The sequence below is a fragment of the Pseudocitrobacter sp. 73 genome, from assembly GCF_008369545.1.
Lineage (GTDB): Bacteria > Pseudomonadota > Gammaproteobacteria > Enterobacterales > Enterobacteriaceae > Pseudocitrobacter > Pseudocitrobacter vendiensis.
The window spans coordinates 20309-32437 of sequence record NZ_VTZO01000007.1 but is presented as its reverse complement, the minus strand read 5'-3'; the positions used below and the strand labels follow the sequence as shown (position 1 = coordinate 32437).

Here is a 12129-nt window from a genome sequence, read left to right as displayed (position 1 = left end):
CAGACCGGGCTTTTTTTTGTATCGCGCTGGAATTGTCCAAATTGGGCTATTACAGAGGCGAGTCTATTTCCCTCCCCCGGATACACTGCCCAGCATCCAGTAATCCAATCTTAGGGGATAGACATGCGGACAAAATTACTCGGGGCGCTGATGGTGTTCGGGATTATTACCGGCACGGCTCATGCGTCATCGAAATTGGAAATCACCGATCCCAGAGCGGCGAAGATAGAGGACATCGTAGAGCTACCCATCAAAGGGGTTCGAGCCGTCCAAAGTGATGGGCAGATCATGTTCCTCTCTGAAAACGGGCGATTTGTTATTTCAGGACAAATCTACGACCTGTGGAGCAAGAAGCCCCTCAACACGATGTCCCAAATGAGGGATGTAGCGGAGCGTATCCACTTCAAGAGCATGGGCATGGATGTGGACACGCTGAACACCGTTTCGATGGGGCGTGGTGACAAAGAGGTGGTGGTCTTTGTCGATCCTAGATGCGCGGTTTGCCATCAGCTCATGGGTGATGCCAAATCGCTGGTGGATGATTACACCTTTAAATTTATCGTGATTCCTGCTCTGGGTGCTGAGTCCAACCGCTTGGCAAAGAACTTGTACTGCGCGAAAGACAAAACCCACGCGCTCGATGCGCTGATGAACAACACCTTGGGTTCCCTTCCTTCAAAAGAAACCTGCGACCCCGGCCAATACGATCAAACGCTGCTGACAGCTCATTTCATTGGGATTGAGGGCGTTCCGTTCGTGGTTGCTCCGGATGGTCGTGTCAGCAAAGGACGTCCGAAGAACCTGAAATCATGGTTGGAGAGTGTTGAATGATCGTAACCATCAAAAAGAAACTCGAAGAAACGTTGATCCCGGAGCACTTGCGAGCTGCCGGGATTATTCCTGTCCTGGCCTATGACGAAGACGATCATGTCTTCCTTATGGATGACCACAGTGCAGGCTTTGGTTTCATGTGTGAGCCCCTGTGTGGTGCCGATGAAAAAGTTCAGGAGCGAATGAACGGTTTCCTGAATCAGGAGTTCCCGTCGAAGACTACGCTCCAGTTTGTTCTGTTCCGCTCCCCGGACATCAATCAGGAGATGTACCGGATGATGGGGTTGCGTGATGGCTTCCGTCACGAGCTGCTGACATCTGTCATCAAGGAACGGATTAACTTCCTCCAGCACCACACGACAGAACGCATATTTGCCAAGACCAACAAAGGTATCTACGACAATGGCTTGATCCAAGACCTCAAGCTGTTCGTTACGTGCAAAGTCCCCATCAAGAACAATAACCCGACTGAAAGCGAACTCCAGCAGCTCGCACAGCTTCGCACGAAGGTCGAATCATCGCTTCAAACCGTTGGTCTGCGTCCCCGCACAATGACGGCGGTGAACTACATCCGGATCATGAGCACCATCCTGAATTGGGGGCCGGATGCTTCATGGCGACATGACTCTGTGGATTGGGAGATGGATAAGCCCATCTGCGAGCAAATCTTCGATTACGGCACTGATGTGGAAGTCAGCAAGAACGGCATCAGGCTGGGGGACTACCACGCGAAAGTCATGTCAGCGAAAAAGCTGCCTGACGTTTTCTACTTTGGTGATGCGTTGACCTATGCCGGGGATCTCAGCGGCGGCAACTCCAGCATCAAAGAAAACTACATGGTTGTGACCAATGTGTTTTTCCCTGAGGCAGAAAGCACGAAAAACACTCTGGAGCGCAAACGCCAGTTCACTGTAAACCAAGCCTACGGGCCGATGCTCAAATTCGTGCCGGTGCTGGCGGACAAAAAGGAGAGCTTCGACACTCTCTATGAGTCCATGAAAGAGGGGGCTAAGCCAGTCAAGATCACCTACTCGGTGGTTTTATTTGCTCCAACCAAAGAACGTGTTGAAGCGGCGGCGATGGCCGCACGAAACATCTGGCGTGAATCTCGGTTCGAGCTGATGGAGGATAAGTTCGTTGCTCTGCCGATGTTCCTCAACTGCCTGCCATTCTGTACAGACCGGGATGCAGTGCGAGACCTATTCCGCTACAAGACCATGACAACCGAGCAGGCGGCTGTGGTCCTGCCGGTGTTTGGGGAATGGAAGGGGACCGGGACCTATCATGCAGCGCTGATTTCCCGCAACGGCCAGCTCATGAGTCTGTCTCTTCACGACAGTAATACCAACAAAAACCTGGTGATCGCAGCCGAATCCGGCTCGGGTAAATCGTTCCTTACCAACGAACTGATTTTTTCCTACTTGTCCGAGGGTGCTCAGGTCTGGGTTATTGATGCCGGTAAGTCCTACCAGAAGCTGTCGGAAATGCTCAATGGCGACTTCGTTCACTTTGAAGAAGGAACGCACGTCTGCCTCAACCCGTTCGAGCTCATACAGAACTACGAGGACGAAGAAGACGCGATTGTCAGCCTCGTTTGTGCAATGGCGTCGGCCAAAGGCTTGCTGGATGAATGGCAAATCTCTGCGCTGAAACAGGTCCTTTCTCGCCTGTGGGAAGAGAAAGGTAAAGAGATGAAGGTTGACGACATCGCTGAGCGCTGTCTGGAAGAAGAAAACGACCAGCGCCTCAAGGATATTGGTCAGCAGCTCTACGCCTTTACGTCGAAAGGTAGCTACGGGAAATACTTCTCTCGCAAGAACAACGTCAGCTTCCAGAACCAGTTCACTGTACTGGAGCTCGATGAACTGCAAGGGCGTAAGCACTTGCGTCAGGTTGTACTGCTCCAGCTTATTTACCAGATCCAGCAAGAAGTATTCCTGGGTGAACGTAACCGCAAGAAAGTCGTCATCGTGGATGAGGCCTGGGACCTGCTCAAAGAGGGCGAGGTCTCGGTCTTCATGGAACATGCCTACCGCAAATTCCGTAAGTACGGTGGCTCCGTTGTCATTGCAACGCAGTCCATCAACGACCTCTATGAGAACGCAGTGGGCCGCGCCATCGCGGAGAACTCGGCCAGCATGTACTTGCTCGGCCAAACCGAAGAAACCGTGGAATCTGTTAAACGTAGCGGTCGTCTGACCCTTTCAGAGGGCGGGTTCCACACCCTCAAGACGGTACACACCATCCAGGGCGTGTACTCAGAAATCTTTATCAAATCGAAGAGCGGCATGGGCGTCGGACGCTTGATAGTGGGCGACTTCCAGAAGCTGCTTTATTCGACCGATCCGGTGGACGTTAACGCCATCGACCAGTTTGTGAAACAAGGCATGAGCATTCCTGAGGCAATCAAGGCCGTGATGCGAAGCCGTCAGCAGGCTGCATAACCAGGGAGACAGTAATGGACATTAAATCAATCGCAATCGCCGCCATTCTCGGTGCCGCTGGTGGCTTCGGCGGTAGCTACTACGTGATGAGCGAACAAACGGCAAGCATCCATCAGCGTTTGAATCAAACCCCGCCAGTGGTCGTGGTTGACTTCGCTAAAGTGGCGTCGGCGTATCCCGCTGGTGCCTCTCAGGAGGAAGTTGAAAGACTGATGGTCAAGACCAATGACGCAATTTTGAAGTTGAAAGACGCAGGTTATTTGGTCCTTGACGCAAGTGCTGTCGTCGGTGCTCCAAGTGACGTGTACCTCCCTGATGAGGTGCTGAAATGAATTTTCCACTCAAGAAGTATTTCGTCAAAAAGGAATCCTGGAAGCGCTTCGGGGTTAAGGCCGGTGTGACACTACTGGTTCTTTGGGCTGCTGGTGCGGCCTTTGCCAGCCGCTACCGTATTGGCATTGATCCACAACAGGAGAAGTGCCTGCCGGGTTACACCTTCTTCCTCATTGATCTGAACGACCAAACTCTGGAGAGGGGAGCTGTTTACGCCTTCCAAGCCAAGAACATGCAGCCTTTCTACAAGGACGGGACTCGCATGGTCAAAATCCTCACCGGTATGCCGGGGGATAAAGTCGAGATCAACGATAAGTGGAAGATCACCGTCAATGGTGATGTCGTCGGAGAGGGGCTCCAGCTCGCAGGGAAACTACATCTGCCAGAGAGCCACTTTTACGGCAAGACCACGCTGAAAGAGAATAACTACTGGTTTATGGGCAAAAGCCCATTCAGCTTCGACTCACGTTACTGGGGGACTGTGAAAAATGATCAGATCATTGGCCGCGCATATCCCCTGTTCTAAGAGCGTTCTGGTGGCGTTGATATTCTCTGTGGCTGGCGGGGCATACGCTCAAGAGTCTCCGCTCACAGAGCAGGATAAGGCGCTTATTGAGAAAGGAAAGCAAATTGCCCAAAAGGCCCAGAAGATGGAAATGCCATCTCTGTTGCAAAACCAACACATGGACGAGGCTCAGGCCGAAGCCAAGGCATTTTTCAAGCAGCTCCAAACTACTAACCCAACGCTCAAGGAGATGCACCGGAAACAGGCTGAAAAGGGTATCTACTCTGACCATCGGATACTGGTTTTCGCCTCGTTGTCTCTTGGCGAACAGGGGTTAGATGACGTCCTAACGGCGGTGTCAGGCCAGCCTGATTCTGTAATTGTGTTCCGTGGCATCCCGGAAGGAATGAACTTGGGGCAGGGAGTTAAAGCTATTCAGGCGCTCGCGGCCAAAAAAGACCCAGTGCCGAACATCATCATCAACCCTACGTTGTTCAAAACGTACAACATCACAGCCGTTCCCACGATTGTGATGCTGGAGGATGAGCCGCTGCCTGGCGAACAACCAAACGTCGTCGCCCAGGTCTCCGGGTTGTCCGACCCGGTATGGTTGGCTCGGGAAGTGGATAACGGAGAAAAAGGCGATCTCGGCGTTAAGGGGCCGGTGGAGAAAATCAGTGAGCCAGACCTTATTGATGTTGCCAAGAAACGCCTTGCCAATATCGACTGGGAAGAGAAGAAGAAACAGGCTATAGAGCGCTTCTGGACCAAGCAGAATTTCAATGAGCTGCCCAGAGCGCCAAAATCTCGAACACGAGAAATTGACCCTAGCGTCATGATCACCAGTGACATCAGCACTCCGGATGGCACTGTGTTCGCTCACGCGGGTGACGTGATCAACCCATTGTGCGATCCGAAGGAAGTTTGCAAGCCTGGAACGCGGCCATTTACCCAAGCGGTCGTAGTTTTCGACCCGCTGGACAAAAAGCAAATGGAGCTGCTCGCCAAGAAGCTGCCTGAAATTAAGCAGGAACCTGGCGTACAACGGATTACCTATATCGCCACAGAGTTCGACAAAGACAAAGGCTGGGATTCCTACAAGAGTGTCACCGACAACTTTGACGCGCCGGTATATCTGCTGACGCCAGATCTGATTACCCGGTTCGAGCTGGAGCACACACCGAGCGTCATTACTGCCAGAGGCAAGAAGTTTGTTGTCCGCGAACTTGCTGAGGAGGGCGGTGAATGATTTTTGCCCCGGCTTTCCAACCAATTAAAGACGTCGGCACAGGTTCGTTTGTCGCTGCTGAGGTACTGGCTCGTTGGTACGACGAAGGCCGGGTTCTTACACCATCCTCTCTGTCATCACCTCCTTATTGGGGGCTGGTGGATATGGAGATGGCACGGTTCATTCAGGACAACCTTCATTATTGCTTGGATCTGTACCCAGCTCTTTTTCTGAATGTCTCTGAACATACTTTGCAATCAGACGTCATTTTCAAAGCGTGGTGGAGGGTTGTCCGCGACATTGCTAAGAATCACTCATCACGGCTTGTCATCGAGATTACCGAGGGCATTCAGGATGCCTCTCTCGCATTGAGATGGGAGGCTCTTACCGAAATAGGGGTTGAGCTGGCGCTGGATGACTATGGAGACAAAAACTCTTCGCTGGAGCGCCTGAGTCGTTATGACTGGCACTATTGCAAGTTTGACGCGAGAAGACTGCGGTCGCTTGAAGACTACTCGGCCATCCTCCACTGCCGCCGAAAAGGCATACAGCTCATTGCTGAGCAGGTGGAGAGCTTCCCATTGGGGGAGAGCGCCAAATTACTTGGACTGTCATGGCAACAAGGTTTCTATCACGGGAAGCCTGCTGTCATGGAGAAACACTTGAATTACGTAAAGGCCTTACCATGATGCAAAAAATTCTACGGGTCATTGCCGTTAGCGCGGTCTTTTGGGTTCGTTCGGTATCGGCTGACCCTGGGTGCCAGAATGCGGAAGTAATCGGCGGAAAACTGATTACTGACATCTGCTGGAGCTGTATTTTTCCCATCAAAGTAGCAGGGGTTCCTATAAGTGGTGGAGGCGGATCATTCCCGAGTGAAGCCGTAAGCAACCCTCTGTGTATGTGCGAGGATAATCTAGGGGTCCCTCGGCCTGGAGTCACCACTTCTATGTGGGAGCCAGCACGGCTTGTTGAATTTCAGAGAGTGCCTGGCTGCTCATCTGTCTTGAATGGTGTCAGGTTCCCGTTTGATAGGACTAACCAAGGGCATCATGGCATGGGAGACATGGATGGTGGTGATGGTTCTTTTATGCACTATCACTACTATGCGTTTCCTCTGTTGGTGATGCTCGATTTATTTATTAAGCAGACCTGTAATGCTGATGGGTATATGGATCTCGACATCATGTACATGTCGGAGCTCGACCCGACCTGGAACAATGATGAGCTCGCTTTTTTTACCAATCCAGAGGCGGCGGCAGTAGCAAACCCAATTGCGGCGGCTGCGTGTACTGCTGATGCTGTCTCATCAACCGCTGGAAAACCTTTAAAACAGCTTTTCTGGTGTGCTGGTTCATGGGGCACCCTGTATCCATTTAGTGGCAACCAGAATGGTGGAAAAGGTGTTATCCGCGATAGCAGTCTTCTTAGCACAAGGGTTCTGGCTGCTTTGCATCGCCGGGGGTTAGCGTGGAAGACAATGGGTTCTGAGGCTATGTGTAGAGGTGTTATTAGCCCAACACTACCCAAAACGCAGTACAAATTCACGCTATTGCATCCGGTTCCAGAGACAAACTCATCTCACGTAATTGGCGAATCCACTCTTACGTGGGGTCTGGCGCGAACTATACCGGCAATTGGGCAAGACCCTATTTACACCATCTGGCGATGGAATGATTGCTGTAACAATTGAGCAGACCCTAACGAATTTGCACGGGCATTTTAGATTATGCCCCAAAAGGGCCACTACACGTACAGGTGGCCCTTGTCTTCTCAGCAGGGCGGGATCATACCCTGAGATTTAATGGAACTTTCTGATTTTTCAGCGATCTGATCGGGTGTTCTCATCTTATTGGAGCCACCCGTTATGGACTTCTTCGCCCACTTATCGCTCATCGAAGACCCGCGCAGTTCTGTCAATCGTCAACATGATCTGGTCGATATCATGTTTCTGGTAATGGCCGCTGTCGTTTCCGGTTGCGAAGGCTGGCAGGAGATCGAGGATTTCGGTACTAACAAGCTCGATTGGTTGCGCAAGTACCGACCTTTTGCCGGCGCCATCCCAACCCGTCACTCGATTGCCCGCATCATCAGAGGCATCGCTATCGAACCGCTGGTACACGCCTTGTTTACCTGGGTCAATGCCCGTCGCCAAGCCGCTGGTCAGTCTATCATTGCCATCGATGGCAAGACCATACGAGGGGCAGTCAACCAACACGGGTCCGATAATTGCCTGCATCTGGTGACGGCGTTTGATACCGGTGAGGGTCTGGTGCTCTGCCAGAAGGCCACTCAACACAAAGGCGGGGAAATCGAGACAGTAAGACAGCTGATTGATTGCCTTGATATTAAAGATGCCATCGTGACCATGGATGCCCTGCACTGTCAGAAAGAAACCTTGCAGCGACTGACCGCCCGTGGGGCTGACTTTGTCGTTCAGGTAAAGGAAAACCAGCCCGGCTTACTGGCGGCAATCCGTAGTCAGTTCCAGCCCTGGTGGGAGCACGATGGTGAAGGGTTGGCGCAACACTGCACGCAAGAGCAGGGTCATGGCCGCCAGGAGGAGCGAACAGTCTTTCAGTTAACCGCAGAACTCCCCGCTGAACAGAAACTGGCTTGGCCCGGCATAACAAGCCTTATCGCCGTGGAGCGCAGTCGCGGTCAAAAAGGCAAGGTCACGTTAGACACCCAATACTACGTCAGCTCGTTGGCGATAGAGCCGGAGCAAGCCGCCAAGGCAGTACGCCAGCATTGGCACATCGAGAACAAACAGCACTGGGTACTGGATGTGACCTATCGGGAAGACCTGAGCCGGATTGGTGACAGGGAGGCAGCAGAGGTGTTTGCCCTGTTTCGTCGCATTGCGCTGAACATGGCGCAGCATCATCCGAAGTCAATCAGCAAGCGGCGAAAAATCAAATGCGCTTGCTGGAGTGATGATTTTCGAATGGAGATGTTTTTTGGCGTGACGACAGATGCGAATTGCTCGCAAAAAGTATAATCCCGCCCTGGTCTTCTCAGATAGCATGGGAAGGTTGAAATGGAGAACACAATGCGAAGTCATAATTACTTTATGAAAGCTGTGGCCTCGCTGTTGACAGTAACCATGTCTGCGCTGCCGATACATTCCTACGCTAACGGTAGCCAAGACCAGGACATCACAGCGGTGGGTAAAGAGGCCCAGGCTTTCGGACAAAACCTCTCAAACTCATTCAAGTCGAGCTCGGGGACTGTGCAAGATGGCACAATCTCTATGCCGACGTTGAAAGACGGTCAATTCCAAATGAACGGGGGGAGTCAGATTAATGTCAATGATCTATTCCCCGGAACGAGCGGGACCAACAATAAACCTGATAGTTATTACTTCCCTGATGCCAATAAACCTGATGTGGGCGGTCTGCAAGGCATTTACGACTCTGGCGATGACATGGACAGCGTGGGGAATAATGCAAAAGGGTCGCTGTGGAGTGATGCCAATAGTGCTAATCCATCAATCTCTGGTGCGGCATACAAGGTTCTTCTCGATGCCTCTAATCGATCACGCCCTGATTTCAGTAATGACCCTGTACTAAATCTAAGCAAAAAGACCTATGAGGATATGGACCTCATCGCAGGTGGCTTTGGGGATTGTTCTGCCGAAACAACCATCAATCAGAATACTATCAACGCCCACATTCCAGAGTATGAACGGTGTCAGCGTGTTGTAGATCAAAGCGCGGACTGTGAGGTTGTCCATGACTACGATGCCTCTGTGGTGAAGCACTATGATGGTCCATATAACCTCAAATCTTGTGGAGAAGGCTGTACTGAGTTGTGGATTGGCCGAGTTGGTAACGACTACTGGAGTGGCAACTGTTCGATTTATGAGGAATACACGCGGGTCCAAGTCAGTAATCCAGACGCCATAGTGTCTGCAACTCTTGAGTACGCCAAGTGGGATGACTACATGCAAGTTTGGGTTGGTAAATCAGGTCAGGAAACTAAAGTATGGTCCGGCCCTGACGGCAATTTCCCTCCAGAAACGGCTGGCCGATGTGAATTGTCAACAAGTTGGGAGCGAAACCCTAATATTGATGTCACTCCCTATTTCAAGAATGTGAAAGATGGTGATGTTGTTACGTTTAAGATCCGCGTTTCAGTAACTGGCGCAGGTGAGGGTTTTGGCCGCATAAAGCTACGCTATGACCCATCAAAAGCCATTACCAAGGATGAGTGGGCTCCACAGAGCTGCATGGATTCAGCCAAAGGGGTTGTAGATGGTTTTGCGGAAGGCGAGATCACATGTATAGATGACCCGACTGATGCTACGGGCTGCACAGTCATCAATGGGATCAAAGTTTGCGAATCTCAACTCAAGCCGTCACCTTTGCCTGGTATTCCAAAACTATGCAAAAAGGTTCGAGTTAAAGCTGACTATGACTTTTATAAGGGGCAAATGGACTGCTGGACAGACCCTCAAGGTGAAACGCACTGTCCGGTAAACACGGGCGGGAATCTCGATAGCTGTCAGAAATATGAAGAAAACCCTCAGTGCGGCTTCATCAGTTCCAAATGTGTTGATGGTGCTCAGGGAAGTTCTGGTACGTGCTACGTCCACGAGGATACTTATGACTGTGGTACAGATGTTTCTGTTCCGACCTTGGAAAAGGAAACTGAGTACCAGTGCGGTGGGCCTATACGCTGCATGGGAGATGACTGCCTTGATTTGACCAAAACACAAAGCACTGATTTTGCTCGCGCTACTGCGTTGCTCAATGCAGCCCAATTCATGACGCAGGATATGAGCTGCACAGGCCAAGATGGGGATGACAATCCTACCGGGGATGAAAACGTTATTTGCTCTGCTTTTGCAGGGGAAGCTGGCGAATGCAAGATAGCTGTTGGGGGAGTTTCTGATTGCTGTGAAAAGCCAACCAATATATCTCTTGCCGATTATCTGAACCTAATAATGGCCGTTCCAAAGCTCGATGGCGCAGTGATGGGGCTGACTGATGGTAATGCGCTTAAAGGTGCTTATCAGGTACTTAGGGAACCTGCCCTTCAAGGGTGGACAGAAGTCACAAAACCGTTCACAAGTTATATAGAGAACGTTTCAGGTGCTGTTGATTCGTTCTTCCAGCCTGTAGAGCAGTTTGTTGATCAACTCATTGACCAGCTCAAAGAGCAAGTCAAAGAAGTGATGATGGATGTCATGAAATCAGCAGGCCAAGATGCAGCAACAGAGCAGGCGGCTGCCGCAGCATCTGAACAAGCTGCCGAAGCAATGATGGAGACTGCGACAACATGGCTTAGCACTGCCATGACGATATATACCGTCTATGTCGTTGCGATGGTGATGATCCAGATGATTTATAAGTGCGAGGAAGAAGAGTTCACTATGAACGCCAAAAGAGCGCTCAAGAATTGCACCTATGTAGGCTCTTATTGTAAATCTAAGGTGTTGGGCGCTTGTATTGAAAAAAGAGAAGCGTATTGCTGCTTCAATTCTCCGCTCTCTCGTATTATACAAGAACAGGTTCGCCCTCAATTGGGGCAGAACTTTGGAGACCCCAAAAATCCTCAGTGTGAAGGGATTCCACTAGATAAAATTGCCGAAATTGATTGGAGCAAAATTAATTTGGATGAGTGGCTTGGGATATTACAGCAGAACGGTAAATTCCCTGATCCGGCCTCAATAAATCTCGACTCGCTGACTGGAGCAGGGAATGACTTCAATATTGACGGGACGCGGAAGAATGCTCAGGAAAGGGCGTTGGAGCGGTTGGAAGGGATTGATATTGACGCGAAGCGAAAAGAGGCGACAAACAGCATAGACCCTCAAACAGGCGCGCCAACTGGTGGTGGTGGATAAAAAAAGGGGCCTTTCGGCCCCTTTCTCATGTAGATTGATTACGCTTCTGGGTAAACAAATAACTCTGCTTTTCCCTGATCAAGAAGGTAAGGGAAAGCAACTTTTTCGCCATTATCCAGCTCAACCGATTTTGGAGCAAGGTAGAGGTAGGCCCAAGCTGGTAGCTGTTTGCTAATAGCTGCGTAGATCGCTTGCTGAGGAGCATGGCTTGCTGCCCCATTACCGACATTCACAAAGTTGTATGCGGTCTCATGGCCTGATGTGAAGGCATACGCTGTACCTTGAACGCCAGAGACAAAATTAGGAGCTGACCCTAGGCGAGGCTCCACGATTTTCACCTTAACGGAACACATGTCAGCTACCTTACTTTGTCCGTTCACCCACGTCGGGCAACCCCATTCATTCTTGTAGAACTGATAGGTTAGGCGACCATCTTTGTCATACAGAAGCGTGAAATTGGCACCCAAATCAGTCAGCGCTGACTCAATGGAAACTTTCACATGTGAAAGAAATTTGGCCTGAGCGTCTGCCGGTGAAACTGCTTCGTTAGCAGGCATCCAAGCGATCAAGCTATTGCGAGCGCCATGCTGTTTGGGGCCGATAGCCCAGTTCGCAAGGTTGACCAAGCCACCTTGCCAGTCGGTCATTCCGAGCTGAGGGGACATGTAGCCAGACAGCACGTAGGCTGCCCCAAACGTTTTGGTGTCGGTCAGACGCTCCAGCTTGTCACGCGGAACAGAAGCGTCTTGGATGCCTGTTACCAGGCCACCGGCCTCCGCGATGTTGTAAGCGCGACTGTGATTGGTTTTGTACGCTGTGGGTTCGTAACTGCTGGTGGATGCACAGCCAGATAGAGCTGCTACAGCCAGAGCCACGGTGGTGATTAAAGCCTTTTTCATGTTGTTCTCCGTTCTTACCTGAGTTGAATCTGATTTAC

10 protein-coding genes are annotated in these 12129 nt (G+C 51.0%); 9 read left to right on the top strand and 1 reads right to left on the bottom strand.

Annotated elements, in window-relative coordinates:
* Positions 1-123 precede the first annotated feature (123 nt).
* From F0Q32_RS07025 to traN, 9 genes are all read left to right on the top strand, one after another.
* A complete protein-coding gene (locus tag F0Q32_RS07025) occupies positions 124-831 on the top strand; it encodes a DsbC family protein (protein WP_001259347.1) in 708 nt (235 codons plus the stop codon).
* Entirely contained in the window at positions 828-3275 is a 2448-nt protein-coding gene (gene traC, locus F0Q32_RS07020; RefSeq protein ID WP_000637386.1) for a type IV secretion system protein TraC, read from the top strand. The genes F0Q32_RS07025 and traC overlap by 4 nt, the downstream gene beginning before the upstream one ends.
* Positions 3276-3289: 14 nt before the next feature.
* On the top strand, positions 3290-3607 hold the full coding sequence (locus tag F0Q32_RS07015; protein WP_000351984.1) for a hypothetical protein: 318 nt from the start codon (positions 3290-3292) through the stop codon (positions 3605-3607).
* Positions 3604-4134 carry a S26 family signal peptidase gene (locus tag F0Q32_RS07010; RefSeq protein WP_001010738.1) on the top strand — a complete coding sequence of 177 codons (531 nt, stop codon included), beginning with the start codon at positions 3604-3606 and terminating at the stop codon, positions 4132-4134. Before F0Q32_RS07015 ends, F0Q32_RS07010 begins: the two co-directional genes overlap by 4 nt.
* Positions 4097-5362 (top strand): TrbC family F-type conjugative pilus assembly protein, encoded by a 1266-nt coding sequence (locus F0Q32_RS07005; RefSeq protein WP_000621288.1) that lies wholly within the window; start codon positions 4097-4099, stop codon positions 5360-5362. Before F0Q32_RS07010 ends, F0Q32_RS07005 begins: the two co-directional genes overlap by 38 nt.
* Positions 5359-6030, top strand: a complete 672-nt coding sequence (locus F0Q32_RS07000; RefSeq protein WP_001337754.1) for an EAL domain-containing protein — start codon at positions 5359-5361, stop codon at positions 6028-6030. Before F0Q32_RS07005 ends, F0Q32_RS07000 begins: the two co-directional genes overlap by 4 nt.
* Positions 6027-7034: a TraU family protein gene (locus tag F0Q32_RS06995; RefSeq protein ID WP_000983283.1), complete on the top strand. Its 1008-nt coding sequence runs from the start codon at positions 6027-6029 to the stop codon at positions 7032-7034. The genes F0Q32_RS07000 and F0Q32_RS06995 overlap by 4 nt, the downstream gene beginning before the upstream one ends.
* A 174-nt stretch (positions 7035-7208) precedes the next feature.
* Positions 7209-8342, top strand: coding sequence for an ISAs1 family transposase (locus tag F0Q32_RS06990; RefSeq protein WP_149462503.1), 1134 nt, complete (start codon positions 7209-7211; stop codon positions 8340-8342).
* A 51-nt stretch (positions 8343-8393) separates the two neighbouring features.
* The gene (traN, locus tag F0Q32_RS06985) at positions 8394-11192 is read left to right on the top strand and encodes a conjugal transfer mating pair stabilization protein TraN (RefSeq protein WP_001256487.1); all 2799 of its coding nucleotides are present in this window, start codon (positions 8394-8396) and stop codon (positions 11190-11192) included.
* Positions 11193-11230: 38 nt separating this feature from the next.
* Here traN and F0Q32_RS06980 read toward each other — a convergent pair whose 3' ends face one another.
* On the bottom strand, positions 11231-12091 hold the full coding sequence (locus F0Q32_RS06980) for a hypothetical protein (protein WP_000709517.1): 861 nt from the start codon (positions 12089-12091) through the stop codon (positions 11231-11233).
* Between the last annotated feature and the right edge of the window lie 38 nt (positions 12092-12129).